The organism is Halochromatium glycolicum, assembly GCF_016584085.1.
GTDB lineage: Bacteria > Pseudomonadota > Gammaproteobacteria > Chromatiales > Chromatiaceae > Lamprobacter > Lamprobacter glycolicus.
Genome location: NZ_NRSJ01000006.1, coordinates 164,264 through 183,790 on the forward strand (window position 1 = coordinate 164,264; position 19,527 = coordinate 183,790).

Below are 19,527 nucleotides of genomic sequence, written 5' to 3' on the forward strand. Positions count from 1 at the left end.
TGCCTGCGAGGCGATAGCCTCTCTCAAGGCAAGGCGACGACGCGATTCCGACCCGAGGCCTTGGCTTGGTAGAGCGCCTCGTCCGCTTGCTCGAGCAGGCAGAGCGCCGGGTCTTGCTCAGCCGGCAGACAACAGGCGATACCGGCGCTGATCGTGACATGATCGGCCACCGGCGAGGCCGCGTGCGGAATTCGCAGCGCCGCGACACCGGCCGTGATCTCCTGCAACAGCCTGAACGCGGCCTCGCGCGGGGTATCCGGGGCGAGCACCACGAACTCCTCGCCACCATAGCGCGCTACCGAATCGCCACCGCGCTTCATGCTATGCCGCAAGACCCCGGCGACCTGGATCAGGCACTGATCGCCTTGCGCATGCCCGTAGGTATCGTTGTAGGTCTTGAAGTGATCGATATCCAAGAGCGCCAATGACAATGGCTTCTCGGTGCGCCTCGCGCGCATCCACTCGCGGCTCAAGGCATCGTCGAACCAGCGCCGGTTATTGATCTCGGTGAGCCCGTCGAGTAGTGCCAACTCCTCGAGCAACCCGGTCTTACGCCGCAAGGCGAGATGATTGCGAATTCGCACGCGCGTCACGCTTGGATTGATCGGCTTGCGGATGTAGTCGATCGCACCGAGCCGCAGCCCCTTCTCCTCATCGGCCGCATCCCGCATGGCGGTGATGAAGATGATGGGGATCTCCTTGGTGCGCGAGTCGGATTTGAGGATTGCGCAGACCTCGAAGCCGTCCATCCCCGGCATCATCACATCGAGCATGATCAGGTCCGGCTGATGCGCGAACGCCTGCTCGACCGCCTTGTGGCCGTCCTTGGCAACGATCACCGAGCAGCCTTCGTCCAGGTTGTCCATCAGCAGCAGGATGTTCTCGGGGTGGTCGTCGGCGATCAGCAGCCGACTCTGAGGCAAGGACGGGCTCATTCCAAAGGCGCTCCAAACTGCTTTTCCAGATCCGCGAGGTGCTCCCGGGCCAAGTCGACCTCGAACACCTTCAATGCACTCTGCAGGCGCTGAAAGGCCCCATGCCAGGCGCTGGTGCGGAACAAAGGCTCCAACTCATCAAGGGTCCGCAACGCTGAGCGCAGATCCTGATCGAGCTCGTGCTGCAGGCGCTGCAACAGCAGGATCACCGCATTGCGCTCAAGCGGTGAAACACTCATCTCGCACACCTGCGGTGCTGGCGCGTAGCCGGGATCGCTGTCACCACGCGGCGCCATCGCAGTCGGCATCTCATGCGGAGGCTCAACCGCCGCGTGCCTGGCAGCGCTTGGCTGCGGCGCCCGATCGGGTCCATTGAGCACGGCCGCAAGCTGCTCGCAGAGGGCGCCCGGCAGGACCGGTTTGGCGATGAACGCGTCGATTCCGGCAGCGAACTCCTGTTGCGACAACAGGCTCCTTGCCCGCTCGCCACAGATCAGCAGCAAAGGCGCCCGGTCTTGCTGCGGCCGGGCGCTCAGCCGCCGCAGCTGCTCTGACATTAGCTGTGCCGCACTCGCATCATCGCGATAATGGATCAGCACTGCCGCCGGTTCGCTGAGACCCGGCCCAGCCATCAACGGCTCCAGGTCCGCGTCAGCACGACAACGGTAGCCGACATGCTCGAGATAACCGCGCAGCAGCGCCCGGCTGTCCGGATCGGCATCGATCAGCCAGACCGACACCGGCACTTGGATCGAGCGAGCCATCGGCTCCGAGCGCTGTGCCGAGGCCGGACGCTGTAAGCGCACGCTGAAACGGACCCGGCTGCCTTCGCCGAGCCTGCTGCTGATCTCGATCCGTCCCTGCATCAGCTGGACCAATTCCTTACAGATCGCCAGGCCCAGGCCCGTGCCGCCGAAACGCCGCGTGGTCGAGCTGTCCGCCTGACTGAACGCGCTAAACAGCCGCGCCCGCTGCTCATCGCTGACGCCGATGCCGGTATCGGTCACGCTGGCGTCCAGCGCAAGCTGGCCTTCATCGTCTGGCTGCACACGCACCCGCAGCACGATCCGACCCGCCGAGGTGAACTTCACCGCGTTACTCAGGAGGTTGACGAGGACCTGCTCCAGGCGCAGTGCATCGCCGCGCCACTGCATCGGCATCGCCGGGTCGAGATCCACCAGCACCTCGAGCCCCTTATCCTCGGCCTGCAGCGCGATCGTGCCGAGGCTGCGGTGCAGGACATCCTCGAGCTCGAAATCGCTCACCTCTAGCTCGAGCTGGCCGGCCTCGATCTTCGAGAAATCGAGGATGTCGTTGATCAGATGCAAAAGCGCTTCGGCCGCGTCTCGGATGCGCTGCACATAGCCCGCCTGTTGGGGCCCCGGGCCGGTCCGCAGCGCAAGATCGGCGAAGCCGATGATCGCGTTCATCGGCGTGCGCAGCTCGTGGCTCATGGTCGCCAGGAAGGCGCTCTTCGCCTCGCTCGAGGCCTTCGCCGCGGCAGTTTCTCGCTCAGCGCGCTCACGCTCGATGCGCTCGGTCACATCAAACACCGAGCCCTCGATCAGGTTCACTCGCCCCCGCTCATCGCAGACCGCACGCGCGGAGAGCACGCAGTCGACGAGCGTGCCATCCGGCCTCGAGAGGCGCGTCTCGAAACCGATCACCCGCCCGTCCTCGGCCAGCCCCCGCTGGAATGCGCGCCGATCGCCCGGGCTAGCGAACTGCGCGGCCAGGTCCGGAACCGCCTGACAGAGTGCTTCGGCATCTCGGTAGCCCAGCATCCTCGCCATCGCCGGGTTAACGTCGATCGGGCTGCCATCTGGGGCGACCTGGAAGATGCCCTCAAAGGCATGCTCGACGATGTCGCGATACTTCTTCTCCGAGATCTGCAGGCACGCCTGCGAATGACGCAGCTCCCGCATGCCCCGCTCGAGATCGACCAGCGTCGCCTTCAAGCGCGCGATCATGCTGCGGAAGGCCAGCGCCAATTGGCCGATCTCGTCGTGACCACTGACCTCAATGTGCTGATCCAGATCGCCGTCGCCGATCGCGACCGCATGCGCGCTCAGCCGTTTGATCGGGCGAAGCAGCGCATGCACCAACGTGATCGTCAGCACGAGCCCAACCAACATGAACAGCGCGCCGATGGCCAACGACTGCAGACTGAGGCGCCCAATCTCATGGCGCATCGGCTCGAGCGAGAAGCTAATGAAAGCCTTGCCCCAATCATAGCCGTTGACCAGCACCGGCCCCATGACCTCGAGGTTGTCAGTCCGCTCCCGCAGAACCTGCTGCGGCCCGCCCGACGCACAGCAGCCGGGAATGAAGGGCGATTGCGCCAGCGGCCGATCGCGACGCGCCGGGTCCAGGCTGCTAAGCACCCGCTCGTCGCGATCGACGATCAGGACTTGCACCACATCCGGCTCGTCTTCGCGGATGTCACGCACAATATCGTCGAGCGAGCGGCGGTCGACATAGACCTCGCCGCTACCGCGATCGATGACCGTGACCGCATATTGGCACTTCTGCTGAACGGAGCGCAGCAGCGTCTCGGCGCGCTTGGCCAGCTCGTTACTGAGGATCTGCCGGGTGACGCGGACGTTCAGCAGGGTGCTGACGACGAGCCCGAACATGAACAACAGCATGACCGCAAGCAGCAGCTTGCGGTACAGGGAACCGAGCAGTTTCCGGCGTGCCGGGGGCGGATGAGGGGCAGGCGGGTCTGCATCCACTGCGGCCAAATGCGCGCTCAGTCCGTTTTCGCCCACTCGGTCTGCAGGCGCGTCTCGGGATACTGGCTAAACAGGTATTGCATCCGGTTCGTGCCCATGTAGTCGAACGCCAGATAACGCTCATGGCAGTACATGCAGCGGCTCGCCAGCTCTTGGAATTGCGCCTCGGCCTGCTCGAGATCGGGATCGGTGCGCAGCAGCCGGGCGAACGCTTGGGCTAGGCGCACCTCGTCGCGCAGTTGCTCCTCGAACTTGGGCGAGGGGTTCTCGATTGGAACGAAGAAGTTCGCTGAACCGTCCACCCGCAGCCCATTCAGCAAAGTCGCGAAGCTGTCGGCGGCGGCGTTGATCTCGCCGTGTCGCAACTGCCGGTCGGCCTCGAGCATCCTGGCCTGCGCCAGGGTTGCACCGGCGAGGTGCTTGAAGAACTCGCTGAACGCATTGATCGCATAGGCGCTAGCCTGCGGGGTCGCGCCGCCGAGGATCACCGCGGTGCCCGGTCCGCCGAACGCGTTCTCGACCACCTCGATGTAGCCGACCTCGGCAGCTTCCCAATCGACAGTCGACTTGCCGGTCGCGACCAGACGCTGGACCAGCGCGTTCTCATCCGCGCCGCCGCAGAGCAAGGTGGTCTTCTGCTCCAGATACTTCTGCGGCGCATCGGCGGCCGGCATCGCCAGCGGAATGGGCGAGGTCGAGCCCAAGGCCGGCAGGAACTCGCCGATGCGCTCGGCCAGGTCGATAGCCGCCACCGCCACCGCTGCGCTCGGCTGATCCCCCAGCACCAGGTTGGTGTTCAGGGTGCCGAATGGGGTCATATAGGCCGTCGTGCGCAGCCCCACTGCATCCGGCTCAAAGAGATCGAAGAGTTCGCCATTCGGCAGGCAGCCCATCTCGTTGCTTCCGTCCGCTCGGGCCATCTGGCTGCTGAGTCCCATCAGCGTCAGCAGCAGCATTACGCATCGCATCACGGTCGGGCGTCTTATCATCGCTCTCATGGTTGCCTCCGTCTGATTCCGGCGCTAGCCGAGGAAGGGATGCCACCGGCCTCGTCGCGAACTGGGTCGCGCTCGAACAACTCGGCCCCAAGCGCTTGCTCGATCATCACTTCGATCTTTTCGGCCGAGGTCGTGATCACGGCGGCCTGAACCACCTGCTCCCGATCCAAGATCACCGCGAGCGGCACATCATGAATCCGATAGCGATCCTTGAGGCTGGCCCATTCGTCGATCAGCACCGGGAACGGCGGATCGAGCTTGTCGATGAACAGTGCCACCTTCCTGCTGCTCTCGCGCATGCTGATCGCGATCACATCGAGCCCATGCTGCTTGAGCTGCGCGTATTCATCGCTCAATCTAACCATGATCTCTCGGCAATAGGGACACCAAATCCCCCAAAAGACGAGCAGAATCGCCTGCTCATCGCCGCTATGATCGGCCAGCCGAAAGGGCTTGCCATTGACATCGGGCAGTTCAATCTCGGGTGCCGGTGCGCCGACCAAATTGCTTGGATCAGAACTTGAGGCCGGCAGCGCCATGACTGAAAGGCAGAGCAACAAGCAGCCACCCAGCCAGCGTCTCATGGATGCGCCACCTCGGGCGTCAGTGTCTCGTACAGCAGGGCCTGGACATGGCCAATGGCATCGTAGACGACGGCGATGATCGCCGTGGACAGGAACAGTCTGTCGCTCGGCAAGGCAAACCGCTCGGGCAACGCGCAGCCTACCGTCGCAGCTGGCGCCAGCCGGGCGATCGGCTCCCGCGCGACTTCTTTGCGCACACGCCAATATTGGCCGCTCCCCAGGGGCAGTGCATGGCGCTCAGCGAGCAGGAGCCGAAATGAGCCTTTGAATGGGCGTACCCGTTCCATGTTGCAGAGCGTGAAATCCACCGTCGGACGGCCATCGCGGGCCGCGGTCTTTGCCAAATAAGGATCGAGGCTCCATCCCGGATCGGCGCGGGCATCGGCAAGGGCTCGGTCGAGCTGCGAGCGCCATTGGGGATCGGCGAGATCGACGCCCTGCGGATCGAGGCCATTGACGCGCAGGTTGGACGCAGCCCCTCGCTCCTTCCCAGCCTCGCGCTGCTTGACCAGGAACAGGCAGCGGCCGGCGAGCTCGGTCGCAATGGTCTCGAGCGCCACCGGCAGCTCGGCCTGGGCAGCAGCGATCTCGAGTTCACAAAGCAGCTCGTCAGCGGTGCGCCCCTCAGCCACCAGGGCGATCATCGCGGCAAGCGAGAGCAGCACGCCAAGCGCCCCGCGCAACGGAGGTTTTCGACCGCTGCGTGGGCGTTTGTTGGGCATTGACGACACGGCGACCCACAGGCTCTGACGACTTACCAACGCCGACCCGATGCGAGATTGCAGGGCTTACGAACCCACCCGGATGTTGAGTCCCTCGGAATTGGCACCGCCTGAGCAAGCCAAGCACGGTCGGAATTGTCCCCAACTTTAACCGCTATGCGGCTTCATGGCGATTGCCGGAAAAGCTGGTACTGGATCGACCAGGGTTTTCGTGCATCCTCAGGAATGCCATCCCGAGCACCGATGATCTCGTTCACCGGCGGCGTGACTAAAGAAGCCGAAGAAAATGAACAGCAAAGCGACCTCACTGGTCGCGGCGCTCGACGGTCTCCGGGTCGACCGTGATCGGCCGATAGATCTCGACCCGATCGCCATCGCTGATCGCCGCATCGAGCTTGGTGAGCTTGCCGAAGATCCCGACGCGCTGCGTCTCGAGATCGATGTCCGGATACTGACGCAGGATGCCGGAGTGCTCGATCGCCTCGCGCACGGTGCTGCCGTCGGGGACATCGAGGGTCAGCCAGGTGCGCTTGAACTTGTCTGCATAGGCGACGCCGATGTGCATGGATCGCTCTCCTCTAATTGGACATCGTAGCGGCCGCGCCCGCGCGGCGCTTGGGCAGTGGCAGGCGCTTCAGCAGGCGCTGGCCGGCAAGCAAGAACCCAAGCGCCAGGAAGCCGCCCGGCGGCAGGATCATCAGCAGGAAGCCGCGGTAATCAGGGATCAGCGTCATTTCGAGGAAGGCCATCGCATCGCCGAGCAGCAGCGAGGCGTTCGCGAACAGGGTGCCGGAGCCGATCGCCTCGCGCACCGCGCCGAGGGCCACCAGCACCAGCGTGAAGCCGACCCCCATCATCAGCCCGTCGAAGGCCGCCGGGGCGATCCGGTTGCGCGAGGCGAAGGCCTCGGCGCGACCGAGGATCGCGCAGTTGGTCACGATCAGCGGGATGAACAGCCCGAGGACCTTATGCAGGTCATGCAGCCAGGCGTTCATCGCCAGATCGACCAGGGTCACCAGGGTCGCGATGATGAGCACGAAGACCGGGATGCGCACCTGCGGCGTGATGATCCCGCGCGCGGCCGAGACCAGGACCCCGGACAGGACCATCACCACCAATGACGCCAGGCCGAGCCCGAGCCCGTTGGTCGCGGTGCCGGTGACCGCCAGCAATGGACAGAGCGCGAGCGACTGCGCCAGGACCACGTTGTTGTCCCAGAGCCCGTCGCGGGCGATGCGCGCCCAATCAGTTCTTGCCCCAGCGGTGCGCTCGGCGCCGCCTTGAGCCGCGGGCGTCGATCCGGTCTCGGCTGTCATCGTGCTGTCCCCCGCCCGTCTGTAACCTGTTCGTCTATCTGTGTCTGGAGCACCGCCGAGGCGGTCAAGGTATCGCGATGCGCGGCGAAGGTCTCGAGGCCGCCCTTGATCGCGCCGACCACGGCCCGCGGCGTGATGGTCGCGCCGCTGAACTGATCGAACAGGCCGCCGTCCTTCTTGACCGCCCAGCGTGCGGGCTCCGGATCGGCCAGGCTGCGCCCGTCGAAGTCCAGGATCCAGTCGTCACGCGCGAGCTCGATCTTGTCGCCGAGCCCCGGCGTCTCGGCATGCGCAAGCACCCGCGCGCCGAGCACCCGGCCGTTCGCATCGATGCCGAGCAAGACCCGAATCGGTCCGGCGTAGCCCTGCCCGACGACCTCGAAGGCGACCCCGGTGACCTCGAGCCCCTCCAACGCCCGGTAGACGATGAGCGGCGCGTCGGCCGTCGGCAGGGTCATGCTGTTGGCCAGCAGCGCGTTGTCGTGGAGCGTGGCCGGGATCACCTCGGAGAGCGAGGCGAGCAGGTCCTCGGCTTCGCGCTCGGCGATCGGGCCGCGCGTGATCCGATCGCCACTCACCAACAGCGCGGCCGCAACCAGTGTGAAGGCGCCGAGCAACCCCGCCTGATAGCCGATCCCGTCACGATCGCGCATGAACAACGGTAGATTCATCGGCGGCTCCCGCTGGCTCGCTCGCCGGCCGCATCCGCGGGTAGCGCATCCTCGGGCACCGGCAACGGCTTGCCGCGCCGATCGCGGCCGAAGATGCGTGGCTTCAGATAGTGGTCGATCATCGGTGTGGCCGCATTCATCAGCAGCACCGCGAACGCGGCGCCCTCGGGATAGGCGCCGAAGGTCCGGATCAGGTAGATCAGCAGCCCGATCCCGACGCCGAAGACGGCCTGCCCGGCGCGCGAGACCGGCGAGGTCACCGGATCGGTCGCGATGAAGAAGGCCGTCAACAGCGTCGCACCGGCCGTCAGATGGACCAGCGGGGCGGCGAAACGGGTCGCATCGAGCAGATGCAGCAGGCTGGCCGGGACCAGCACCCCGAGCAGCACCGCGGTCGGGATCACCCAGCCGATCACGCCCTTGCGGATCAGGAACAGCCCGCCGAGCAGCAACAGCAGCGCCGAGGTCTCCCCCAGGCTGCCCGGGATGGTGCCGACCATCGCCTCGACGCTGGTGAACGAGCCGGTCTCGACCGCGGTCAGATCGCCGCCGCGCTGCAGCTCGGTGCCAAGCTCGCCGAGGATCGAGGCCCCGGTCATCGCATCCCAGGGCGGCGCGAGCCCGGCCAGACTGAGCCCGACCGCCTCGAAGAGTCCGGGCGTCTGCGCCGAGAACAGGGGCTGCGGCGCCACCCATTGCGTCATCTCGAGCGGGAAGGACACCAGCAACGCGACGCGGGCGACCATCGCCGGATTGAACAGGTTCTGGCCGATACCGCCGAAGACCTGCTTGCCGATGACGATGGCGATGAAGGCGCCGAGCACGCCGATCCACCAGGGCGCCCAGGGCGGTAGGGTCAGGGCCAGCAGCCAGCCGGTGAGCAGGGCCGAGCCATCGAAGAGTCCGGCTCGCACCGGCTTGCCGGCCAGCACCAGCGCGCTGGCCTCGAACAGCAGGGCCGCGATCAGCGTCCCCAGGAAGAGCAGGATCGCCGGCCAGCCGAAGAGCCCGATCCCGAGCAGGGTCGCCGGCAGCAGCGCGAGCATGACCAGCCGCATGCTGCGCCCGATGCTCACCGGTGCATGCGCATGCGGGCTGGCGAAGAGGTCGGACTGTGGCATCAATCCACCTCCGCGACCGACGCGGCGCGCGCCGGCTCGGCCTGACCCGCAGCCTGTTCCTCGGCCTTCTGCTTGGCGGCCGCCTCGCGCTTGCGCCGCGCCATCGCCTCGCGCTTCGCCCGCTTCTGCGCCTCCAGCCGTGCGCTACGCTGCTCGGCCAGGCGCTTGGTGGCGCTCTGCTTCTGTTTGGCGCGCCCGCGCGCGGCGAGTTCGCCCTTGGCGTGCGCGAAGAACTGCACCAACGGCAGGTGCGCCGGACAGACATAGGCGCAGGAGCCGCAGCCGATGCAGTCCATCAGTCCGGCCGAGGCCGCCGCGTCGAGGTTGCCGACTCGGACCTGCGCGGCCATCGTCAGCGGCACCAGCCCGCACGGGCAGGCGTCGACACAACGACCGCAGCGGATGCAGGCCGCCGGCGCCTGGGTGCCGACCTCGGCGGCCGTCAGCGCCAGGATGCCGTTGGTGCCCTTCATCACCGGCACCCGCAGCTCCTGCAGTGGCTGGCCCATCATCGGCCCGCCGGCGACGAGCCGCTGCGGCTCCTCGCGGAAGCGGCCGCAATACTCGACCAGGTCTTCGACCTTGGTCCCGATCGGCACCCGCAGATTGCGCGGTGATTGGACCGCGCCGCCGGTGACCGTGACCACGCGCGAGACTAGCGGCCGGCCGAAGCGCAATGCCTCATGCACCGCGAAGGCCGTCCCCGGATTATGGACCACGACCCCGATATCGGCCGTCAGCCCGCGCGCCGGGGTCTCGCAGCCGGTCAGGGCCTGCACCAGGTGCTTCTCCGAGCCCATCGGGTAGCGCATCGGCAAGGTCGCGACCTCGAGCTGTTCGCGCCGGTGCCGATCTAGGCGCGCGATGGCCTGGCGCATCGCAGTGATCGCCTCCGGCTTGTTCGCCTCGATGCCGATGATCACGCGCGTGACACAGAGCGCATGGGCCATGATCCGCATCCCGTCGAGGATCGCATCGGCCTCCTCGCGCATGAGCTGGTCATCGCAGGTCAGATAGGGCTCGCACTCGGAGCCGTTGATGACCAGCGTCGTCAACCGGTAACGCTTCGCCAGGCTCAGCTTGACCGCGGCCGGAAAGGTCGCACCGCCCATGCCGACCACGCCGGCGTCGGCGACGCGCTGGGCGATCTCGGTCGGCGCAAGCGCGAACGGGTCCGGCTCGCCGGCGATCGAGGCGTGCCAGCGGTCCTCGCCGTCGGGCTGCAGGGTGATGGTGCGCACCGACAGGCCGGACGGATGATTCGCCGGATACAGCCCGAGCCCGGCGATGCGGCCCGAGGTCGGCGCATGGATCGGCGCCGAGACCGCGCCCTGCGCATGGGCGATGCGCTCGCCCTTGGCGACCTGCTGGCGCCGCTGCACCAGCGGGTTGGCGATCGCGCCGATATGCTGTTGCAGTGGGATGTGCAGCAATCGCGGCATCGGCAATGACTCGATCGCTCGACCCGCAGTCAGGTCCTTACGGTCGTCCGGATGGACGCCGCCGCGAATGCGAAATAGTGGCATCGGAGGCTCCTCAGCGCTCGGTCATGAGGCCGCTCAGGCGGCCAGCGGTTGCGGCCAGACCCAGTTCGAGGGGGTCTGAGTGGGCGCGCGCATCTCGATGCACTCGGTCGGGCAGACCTCGGCGCAGTCACCGCAGCCGATGCAGGCGTCCTCGAACACGGCGTGGATCTGATCCTTGGCGCCGACGATCGCATCGGTCGGGCAGCGCTTGAAGCACTTGGTGCAGCCAAGACAGAGGCGCTCGTGGACGAACGCGACCCGAACCTCCTGCTCCGCCATCCCGCTCAGGTCGACCGAGACGCCGAGCCGGTCGGCGAGCGCTTGCGCCAGCCCACGCCCGCCGGGCGGACAGATCGTGACCGGTGCCTCACCGGCAGCGATCGCGGCGGCCGCCGGTGCGCAGCCGGGATAGCCGCATTGGCCGCACTGCGAGCCCGGCAGCATGGCCTCGACCTCGCCCACCAGCGGCGACTCCTCGACCTTCAAGAAGCGCGCGGCCAGCCCGAGCAGGGTGCCCAGGCCGAGCCCGAGGACCGTCAAGCTGAAAATCGCTGCTAGCATCATCTCGAGTACCCTTTTTCCTCAGTCAGCCCTTTGCCATGCCCCAGCCGCAGGCGGCCTCAGGCCAGCCCGGCAAAGCCCATGAACGCCAGCGACAGCAGCCCGGCGACGATGAACGCGATCGGCGCGCCGGCGAACGCCGCCGGGACCTGGGCCAGCGCCAGGCGCTCGCGCAGCCCGGCGAACAGCACCATCACCAGCGTGAAGCCGAGCGCCGAGCCGAAGCCATAGATCAGGCTCTCGGTGAAGCTGTGCTCGGCCTGGACATTGAGTAGCGCCACCCCGAGCACCGCGCAGTTGGTCGTGATCAGCGGCAGGAAGATGCCGAGCACCTGATAGAGTGTCGGCGAGACCTTGCGCACCGTCATCTCGGTGAACTGCACCACCGCGGCGATGACCAGGATGAAGGTCAGGATGCGTAGGAAGCCGATGTCGAGCGGCGCCAGGACCAGATGCTCCAACAGCCAGCTCGCCGCCGCGGCCAACGTCAGCACGAAGGTCGTCGCCAGCCCCATGCCGAGCGCGGTATCAAGCTTTCCGGAAACGCCCATGAACGGACAGAGCCCAAGGAACTTGACCAAGACCACGTTGTTCACCAACGCGGTCGCCAGTAGGAGCATCAGGTACTCAGTCATCGGTGATCAGGGGTTACCGGCTGCAATCAGACTCGGGCAGGGACTCGGCCCTGCCGAACGAATGGACGCAGAGAGGCAAAGCCGATGCCACCTTTGTGGACACCCGCTCGTCTGTTCCCCCGTCGTAACCGGTTGGACGCCGAGTGATAAGGGGCCGGTTGCCATCCAGCCGCCTGATCAGGGCGGTTGGGCACCTGGGCCTGCGCCAGCCAGGCAGCCAGCGCGGTGTCGGGGACGACACAGCTGTCGTGTTGCAGTGCAGCAGATATGTCGGAAACCCGACAATGCACCATCAGGCGCCCTCCGCAGAGCGCCGTACAAGCCGCGCCGCCCAAGCCCACAGCCAGATTCCTGGCCGGCATTATTTCTGGCGCGGATTATGCTATTTAATTGGGCTCAGAAGGATTCGGCTCAGAAGGATTCGGCTCAGAAGGATTCGGCTCAGAAGGATTCGGCTCAGGATGGCTTGGCTCAGGATGAGCTCGGCTCAGAATGATTCGGATTCGGATCGGCGGCAATACAACGACAGGTGACGACAGAGGAGCGACATCATGGCTCGATCGGTTTCGGAGACACGTGCATCAACCTCACAGCCACAGACAGCCTCGTCAGGCAGGTCGACGGCGAGCCGGCGCGAGAGTGCAGAGAGCGACCAGCAACCGATCGCGCACACCGCGATCGCCGACTTCCTGAGCGCGCCGCCACCGGGCACGCCGCGCGCGGTCGTTGATGCGCTGCAGCTGATGATCGGGGATGCCCCCAATCCGCTGCCGCCGAGTCTCTACTTCGAAACGGTTGAGCAATCGCCGGTGGCGATCTCGATCACCGATGCCAAGGCGAGTATCCTCTACGCGAACGCCGCATTCGAGCATCTCAGCGGCTATCGCCGCGACGAGGTCCTCGGCAAGAACGAGTCGATCCTCTCCAGCAACGCGACGCCCGAGAGCATCTACCGGCAGCTGTGGCGCACGATCCAGCGCAAGAAGACCTGGACCGGTACGCTGGTCAATCGGCGCAAGAACGGGGACGAATATCTGGCCGAGCTCGTGATCTCACCAGTGCTCGATAGCGCCGGCGAGATCGCCCACTTCCTCGGCATGCATCGCGACGTGACCCGCGAGCACGAGCTCGCTGCAGCGCTGCGGCAGCAGAAGACGCGCATCGAGAATGTACTCGACGCTGCGCCGACGCTCATGGTGCTGCTGGCCGCGGACGGCAGCATCATCCTCGACAACATGGAGTACAAGAAGCTGTTTGGCGATCTGCGCGGTCAGGAGCCATTGCCGCTCCTGAGACAAGCACTGCGCGAGCAAGCTGGTTTCGATCCGCTCGAGCGCACCATCCCGGCGACCGGCCAGGGCGAGGATTTCAAGAACGTCGAGGTGAGCCTGGAGGTCCCGGGCACGCTCGGGCCCCGTTGGTTTTCCTGTTCAGGCACCTGTATCAGCGAGCAGGACGGCAGCGCGCGCAGCTACTTCGGCCACGGCAAGCTCGGCGCCTCACGACTGCTGCTGCTCGCGACCGACGTCACCGCCCGTCATCGTGAGGTCGAGCGTGCGCACCTGGAGCATCTGCGCGCCCGGATCGCCGAGCAGCGGCTCACACAGGGGATGCGGGAGGCCTTGACCGCAGCCAGCTATCAGATCCAGACCCCGCTGAATCTGCTGCGCGCCGCGAGCGCGATGTTCGCCAGCGGCGCCGGGACGGTCGAGGGCTTCGCGCCAACGCTCGCGCAGATCACTGCGGCGAGCGAGCAGGCCCTGCAGACGCTGCGCTCGGCCCTTCCGGACGAGGTCATCGAGGCCGGTGTCAGCGTCAATGTCAACGAGCTGATTCGCCATGTGCTCGCCCTCGAGACTGACGCCCTGCTCGCCGCCGGACTGACGGTCGACTGGCGGCCGGCCCACGTGCTGCCGGAGATCACCGCACGCCAGACCGAGCTGCGCTCACTGTTCAAGAACCTGATCGACAACGCCGTCCAAGCGACGCTCGAAGGCGGTCGCAGCCAGCGTGAGCTGCATATCGCAACCCGTGCCCTGGACAACGCCGTCGAGGTGATGATCCAGGACAGCGGGCCAGGCTTCCCGAGCGGCGACCGCTACAAGGCGTTCGAGCCCTTCTATATCGGCTGGCGCAATCGGCGCGGCCGCGCCGGCATGGGACTGCCTCTCGCCCAAGAGATCGCCAACCAGCACGGCGGCAGTATCGAGATCGACCCCGACTACCAGGACGGCTGCCGGCTGCGCGTGAACCTGACCAATGCCCTTCCCCGTGACTGACGCAAGCCCATTATCGATGTACGACGCTGACCTGGCTGACGAATCGTGCCACGACACCCGTCGGGTCGATCTGCTCGAGGCACAGCTGGCGGCATTGTTCGATGTCAGCCGTATCCTGAGCCAGTCACTCCAGCTGCGCGAGACCTTGCGCGCCTTGCTGCAGACGCTGCACGAGCGCGGCCGCCTCTGCCTTGGCATGGTCAGCCTGCTCGACGACGAATCCGGCGATCTGCTGATCAGCGCCCTGCATGACGAGGACGTCGCACCGTTCGAGAAGGTCCGCTACCAGCGCGGCGAAGGTGTCATCGGCCACATCCTCGAATCCAATCGAAGATGGCTGCTCGAGCGCGTCAGCGACGAGCCGCGCTTTTTGGACAAGCTCGGCATGTTCGACCGTTCCCTGCCGTTCATCGGCGTCCCGATCCGCATCGGCGACGGCGACCCGGTCGGGGTCTTCGCGCTGCAGCCGCCGGTGCGGGACGAGAACCTCGAGCAACGCGCCCGCTTTGCCGAGATGGTGGCCAATCTGATCGGCCAGGCGGTGCTGCTCGCGCGCTCGGTCGAGGCCGAGCGCCGCGCGCTGCGCGAAGAGCGCGACAACCTGCGCCGCCATCTCAAGGGCAGCCATGGCTTCGACAGTATCATCGGCCATACCCAGCGCATGCGGATCGTCTTCGACCAGGTGCGCCAGGTCGCCAAATGGAACACCACGGTGCTGCTGCGCGGTGAATCGGGCACCGGTAAGGAGCTGATCGCTAACGCGATCCACTACAACTCACCGCGCGCACAGAGCACCTTTATCAAGCTCAACTGCGCGGCGCTGCCCGATACACTGCTCGAGTCCGAGCTCTTCGGTCATGAGAAAGGCGCCTTCACCGGCGCCGTCAGTCAACGCAAGGGGCGTTTCGAGCAGGCCGACGGCGGCACCCTCTTCCTCGACGAGATCGGCGAGATCAGTCCGGCGTTCCAGGCCAAGCTGCTGCGCGTCTTGCAGGAGGGCGAGCTCGAGCGCGTCGGCGGCACCAAGACGATCAAGGTCGATGTTCGCGTGATCGCGGCCACCAATCGCAACCTCGAGCAGGAGGTCAAGGCCGGCGAGTTCCGTGAGGACCTCTACTATCGGCTCAACGTGATGCCGATCCAGATGCCGGCGCTGCGCGAACGGATCGAGGACGTACCCGAGCTGGCCAAGTTCCTGGTCGACAAGATCGCCAGCCAGCAGGGCCGCGAGCTCAGCATCACCGACAGCGCGCTGCGCGTGCTGATGCGCCATGACTGGCCCGGCAACGTGCGCGAGCTCGAGAACTGCATGGAGCGCGCCGCGGTGATGAGCGAGTGCGGGATCATCGACCGCGATGTGATCGATCTCACCGGCCTCGACGTCGGCAACCTGCCCGACCCGGCCGCCGCGCTCGCGCCGAGCGCCCCGCAAGCGAACGGCATCGATCTCAACGACCCGGATGTCGACGAGCGCGAGCGCGTGATCGCGGCCCTCGAACAGGCCGGCTGGGTCCAGGCCAAGGCCGCGCGGCTGTTGAACATGACCCCGCGCCAGATCGCCTATCGCATCCAGACGATGGGGATCAAGGTGAAGCAGTTTTGAGCAGCGATTGCCCGAAGGGCCACTACGATTGCCGCCTGTGTAGGACGCAAACGCCATCGATGGCCGCGGCCACATGGGCCGCAACCGCCATCGCTAGCTTAGGCGATTTCTGTCAAAGCTCATACCGCCTTGCTGGTCTTTTCGCTCGCCTTCTTCGTCGCGCCGCCGGTCACATAGCCCGGCTATGCTCCCGGCGACGCTCCTCGAAGGCAAACGACAATCCTGCGCAATTCGGTACGAGCTTTTCCGGCAATCGCCTTAGCGGATTGTGATCGCTGCGCTTGACCATTGATGCGCGATCGCCTGGCCGCAAGCGGCCTCAATGACCTTTGGCACTGTCGGCGAACAGCGCATCCAGGCTATCGGCATCCAAGACCCGATCGGCCAGCGCATCCAGTTCGACCTCGCTCGCCTGCGCAAGACGCGGCTCGACCCAATTGGGGAGTGACCCGAAACGCCGAACCATTTGTCGCATCAGCAAGCGCGTCTCGCCCTCCAATCGGCCCTCCAGCAGGCCTTCCTGTCTGCCTTGCAACCGCCCCTTCTCAATCAGCTCGCGGTTCCACTGTTCCACGCGTTCTTCTAGCACGGTATGTACCTCTTGATAATCATCGACGGCCGGCAACCGGATTCCTGAGCGCTTCTTCCGGATGAAGCTCCGATAGATCCAGCGCCCAAAGGCACGTTTGAGACTACCCAGGGCCTCGGTATCCAGCAGCTCGACCAGGCGCTGATAGACGCTGAGCCAGGTCGCTTCGTCGCGAGCATGCTCCAGCCGGAACAGCGCGGCAACGAGATTGCGAACCTCCACTGGAAAACTCGGATCATCGACCACCGCACCCTCATCGAGCAACAGATAGCGGGAATACGACCGGTAGGCATCGAGCCCGCCCGGCACCGGCGCGATCAGCTCCGCCAGCTCGACGGACGCCGTCCAGCGGGCATCGCCGTTATAGAGCACGATAGGCAGCACCGGAGGCAGGCGGCCATCAGCGGTGAGGCGACCTTGGGCGATGAGATCCTGGTAGAGCAGCGTGACATAGTTGGCGATGCGCACCGCCATGAAGCGGTCGACCCGGCTCTGGAACTCGATCAGCAGATAGACGTAGAGCCAATCGTCCCCCCAGCGCAGGCGCCAGATGATGTCGTCCTCCCGCTCGCGCAGGTCATCCGTGATGAAGCTGCCCTTGACCGTCTCCAGCGAATCGAGGTCGGCCTGCGCGAGCCAATCCTCGTGCACGAAACCGAGCAGCAGATCCCGGATCATCTCGCTGTGCGAGAACAGATCCTTATAGCTATGGTCGTGGTGGGGCTCGGTTGGCATGGTCACTCGGGCCGAATGCGCTCGGCCGTTGCTTCAGGATCGAGCCGCCAGTGATACCTCTACTGCGACAGCGATCCCACCCAAACACGCGCATTGCGGAACAGCCGCAGCCAGGGGCTATCCTCACCCCAGTCGTCCGGGCGCCAGGCGTGCTGGATGCTGCGGAAGATGCGTTCCGGGTGCGGCATCATGATGGTGACCCGGCCATCGGCATTGCACAGCCCGGTGATGCCCTCCGGCGAGCCGTTCGGGTTGGCCGGATAGCGCAGCGCGGGCTCACCACTGGTCTCGATGTAGCGCAGCGGTGCAAACGGCGCCGCCTCGGCCTGTTGCGCGGGATCGCGGAACTCGGCGCGGCCCTCACCGTGCGAGACCACGATCGGCAGGCGTGACCCGGCCATCCCCTGCAGGAGCAGCGACGGCGACTCCCGCACCTCGACCATCAGCAGCCGCGCCTCGAACTGCTCGGAGCGGTTGCGCACGAAGTGCGGCCAGTGGTCGGTGCCCGGGATCAGCTCGCGCAGGTTGGCCAGCATCTGGCAGCCGTTGCAGACGCCGAGGGCGAAGCTGTCGTCACGGGCGAAGAAGCGCTGGAACTGGTCGCGGGCGCGCGGGTTGAACAGGATGGTCTTGGCCCAGCCCTCGCCGGCGCCGAGCACGTCGCCATAGCTGAAGCCGCCGCAGGCGGCGAGCCCGCGGAAACCGTCGAGGCCGATGCGGCCGTCGAGCAGATCGGACATATGCACATCGACGCACTCGAAGCCGGCGCGATCGAACGCGGCCGCCATCTCGATCTGGCCATTGACGCCCTGCTCGCGCAGCACGGCGAGCCGCGGGCGCGCACCGGTCGCGATCAGCGGCGCGGCGATGTCGTCGGCTGGCGCGAAGGTCAGCGCCGCACTGAGTCCCGGATCATCGGCATCGATCCGGGCCTGTTCCTCGTCGGCGCAGTCCGGGTTGTCGCGCAGGCGCTGCATCTGCCAGCTGGTCTCGGACCAGAGCCGCTGCAGTTCGGCCCGCGAGGCATCGACCAACGGTCGCTCGCCGCTGCGGATGATGATCCGCTGATCGGCGCGGGGCGTCCCGATCGCGTGACTGCAGGCGCCGAGCCCATGGCGCTCGAGCCGCTCCAGCACGCTGTCGAGCCGGTCTGCTGGGACCTGCAGCACGGCGCCGAGCTCTTCGGCGAACAATGCCGCGATGGGATCGCGCCCTGCGTCCGTCGAAGGCGCGTCCATCGAAGGCGCGCCGTTACCGGTTTGCGCTTCACCACTTGCTAGCGCGCCATTACCCCTCCGTGTGCCATGGCTCGCCCGCGCCCCATCACCCGCGGCAGACTCGCTTGCACCTTCGCCATTGGCACGAACGCCGCTCGGAGCCTGCTGACCAAGACCGTCTTCGCCGACGCTCGATCCCGCTGATCCAAGACTCGCCGATGCCGTTGCTGCAGGCAGCCCCCCGAGATCGCATTCGAGCCCACAGCGCCCGGCGAAGGCCATCTCGCATAGGGTCGCGAGCAGACCGCCGTCGGAGCGGTCGTGATAGGCCAGCACCAGCCCTTCGGCCTTCAGCGCCTGGAGCGCGGCGAAGAGGCCCTTGAGCAGCTCTGGGTCATCGAGGTCCGGCGGTGTCTCGCCGATGCGCGCATGGACCTGTGCCAGCGCCGAGCCGCCGAGCCGGTCCTGACCGCGACCGAGATCGATCAACACCAGCCGGGTCTCGCCGCGATCGAGCCTCAACCAAGGGGTCAGACTCCTTCGGGCGTCGGCAACCGGCGCGACCGCCGAGACGATCAACGACAGCGGCGCGGTCATCTCGACGCGCTCGCGTCCGCCATCGCTACCGTCGGCCACGCTCGCGCCGGCACCACTCGCGGCACCGGACTCCGCACTAATGCGCCTCTCAATACCGCTCTCAATCCCAGCAAGGTCGCGCGCGCCGTGCTCGGGATCGGCGCCATCGCTCGGCTCGGAATCCGTTGCTTCATTGGCGCCGTCCTCGGGATTCAACCCGGCCCCGAGCCCGCCGCCGCGCGGCCGCTCCCAGACCGTCTTCATACTCATCGAGTCCTTGCCGACCGGGATCGCGATGCCGAGCGCCGGGCACAGTTCGGCGCCGACCGCGCGCACGGTCGCGTACAGCCGCGCATCCTCGCCCGGATGGCCGGCGGCCGCCATCCAGTTCGCCGACAGCCGGATAGCGCCAAGCGACCCGACATCGGCGGCCGCAATGTTGGTGATCGCCTCGGCGACGGCCATCCGTCCCGAGGCGGGCGCATCGAGCAACGCGAGTGGCGTGCGCTCGCCCATCGCCATCGCCTCGCCGTGATAGCCGTCGAAGTCGGTCAGGGTCACCGCGCAGTCGGCCACCGGAACCTGCCAGGGACCGACCATCTGATCGCGCGCGACCAGCCCGCCGACGCTGCGGTCGCCGATCGTGATCAGGAAGGTCTTGCAGCCGACCGTCGGCAGCCGTAGCACCCGGCGCGCGGCCTCGTCGGGGTCGAGGGTCGCGGTC

16 protein-coding genes are annotated in these 19,527 nt (G+C 66.4%); 2 read left to right on the plus strand and 14 right to left on the minus strand.

Annotation, left to right across the window (positions count from 1 at the left end; translation table 11 throughout):
* Positions 1 to 23: 23 nt before the first annotated feature.
* The 12 genes from CKO40_RS05600 to rsxA all read right to left on the minus strand — a co-directional run bounded on the left by CKO40_RS05600 (position 24) and on the right by rsxA (position 11,804).
* A complete protein-coding gene (locus tag CKO40_RS05600) occupies positions 24 to 935 on the minus strand; it encodes a diguanylate cyclase domain-containing protein (RefSeq protein WP_200345206.1) in 912 nt (303 codons plus the stop codon).
* Entirely contained in the window at positions 932 to 3,583 is a 2,652-nt protein-coding gene (locus CKO40_RS05605) for a hybrid sensor histidine kinase/response regulator (RefSeq protein WP_200345207.1), read from the minus strand. Before CKO40_RS05605 ends, CKO40_RS05600 begins: the two co-directional genes overlap by 4 nt.
* A 104-nt stretch (positions 3,584 to 3,687) precedes the next feature.
* On the minus strand, positions 3,688 to 4,626 hold the full coding sequence (locus CKO40_RS05610) for a hypothetical protein (protein WP_200345208.1): 939 nt from the start codon (positions 4,624 to 4,626) through the stop codon (positions 3,688 to 3,690).
* 38 nt (positions 4,627 to 4,664) lie between these two features.
* Positions 4,665 to 5,252, minus strand: coding sequence for a peroxiredoxin family protein (locus CKO40_RS05615; protein WP_200345209.1), 588 nt, complete (start codon positions 5,250 to 5,252; stop codon positions 4,665 to 4,667).
* Positions 5,249 to 5,974 (minus strand): hypothetical protein, encoded by a 726-nt coding sequence (locus CKO40_RS05620; RefSeq protein ID WP_200345210.1) that lies wholly within the window; start codon positions 5,972 to 5,974, stop codon positions 5,249 to 5,251. The genes CKO40_RS05615 and CKO40_RS05620 overlap by 4 nt, the downstream gene beginning before the upstream one ends.
* Positions 5,975 to 6,278: 304 nt before the next feature.
* The gene (locus CKO40_RS05625; RefSeq protein ID WP_200345211.1) at positions 6,279 to 6,539 is read right to left on the minus strand and encodes an RnfH family protein; all 261 of its coding nucleotides are present in this window, start codon (positions 6,537 to 6,539) and stop codon (positions 6,279 to 6,281) included.
* Between the two features lie 13 nt (positions 6,540 to 6,552).
* Positions 6,553 to 7,290: an electron transport complex subunit E gene (locus tag CKO40_RS05630; RefSeq protein ID WP_200345212.1), complete on the minus strand. Its 738-nt coding sequence runs from the start codon at positions 7,288 to 7,290 to the stop codon at positions 6,553 to 6,555.
* A complete protein-coding gene (locus CKO40_RS05635; RefSeq protein WP_200345213.1) occupies positions 7,287 to 7,961 on the minus strand; it encodes an RnfABCDGE type electron transport complex subunit G in 675 nt (224 codons plus the stop codon). The genes CKO40_RS05630 and CKO40_RS05635 overlap by 4 nt, the downstream gene beginning before the upstream one ends.
* Complete coding sequence (locus CKO40_RS05640; RefSeq protein WP_200345214.1) at positions 7,958 to 9,082, minus strand: RnfABCDGE type electron transport complex subunit D; 1,125 nt, start codon at positions 9,080 to 9,082, stop codon at positions 7,958 to 7,960. The genes CKO40_RS05635 and CKO40_RS05640 overlap by 4 nt, the downstream gene beginning before the upstream one ends.
* Positions 9,082 to 10,608, minus strand: coding sequence for an electron transport complex subunit RsxC (rsxC, locus tag CKO40_RS05645; RefSeq protein ID WP_200345215.1), 1,527 nt, complete (start codon positions 10,606 to 10,608; stop codon positions 9,082 to 9,084). Before rsxC ends, CKO40_RS05640 begins: the two co-directional genes overlap by 1 nt.
* A 33-nt stretch (positions 10,609 to 10,641) precedes the next feature.
* Positions 10,642 to 11,169: an RnfABCDGE type electron transport complex subunit B gene (locus tag CKO40_RS05650; RefSeq protein ID WP_200345232.1), complete on the minus strand. Its 528-nt coding sequence runs from the start codon at positions 11,167 to 11,169 to the stop codon at positions 10,642 to 10,644.
* A 59-nt stretch (positions 11,170 to 11,228) separates the two neighbouring features.
* Positions 11,229 to 11,804, minus strand: coding sequence for an electron transport complex subunit RsxA (rsxA, locus tag CKO40_RS05655; RefSeq protein ID WP_200345216.1), 576 nt, complete (start codon positions 11,802 to 11,804; stop codon positions 11,229 to 11,231).
* A gap of 551 nt (positions 11,805 to 12,355) precedes the next feature.
* On the opposite strand from rsxA, the gene nifL reads away from it, so the two are divergent.
* On the plus strand, positions 12,356 to 14,083 hold the full coding sequence (gene nifL, locus CKO40_RS05660) for a nitrogen fixation negative regulator NifL (protein ID WP_200345217.1): 1,728 nt from the start codon (positions 12,356 to 12,358) through the stop codon (positions 14,081 to 14,083).
* Positions 14,084 to 14,099: 16 nt separating this feature from the next.
* On the plus strand, positions 14,100 to 15,686 hold the full coding sequence (gene nifA / locus CKO40_RS05665; protein WP_242476845.1) for a nif-specific transcriptional activator NifA: 1,587 nt from the start codon (positions 14,100 to 14,102) through the stop codon (positions 15,684 to 15,686).
* Positions 15,687 to 16,005: 319 nt separating this feature from the next.
* Here the strand turns inward: nifA and CKO40_RS05670 are convergent, their stop codons facing one another.
* Both CKO40_RS05670 and purL read right to left on the minus strand, forming a co-directional pair.
* The gene (locus tag CKO40_RS05670; RefSeq protein ID WP_200345219.1) at positions 16,006 to 17,010 is read right to left on the minus strand and encodes an Rpn family recombination-promoting nuclease/putative transposase; all 1,005 of its coding nucleotides are present in this window, start codon (positions 17,008 to 17,010) and stop codon (positions 16,006 to 16,008) included.
* 59 nt (positions 17,011 to 17,069) lie between these two features.
* Positions 17,070 to 19,527: phosphoribosylformylglycinamidine synthase (purL, locus tag CKO40_RS05675; RefSeq protein WP_200345220.1), on the minus strand; the 2,458-nt coding region annotated here is incomplete at its 5' end.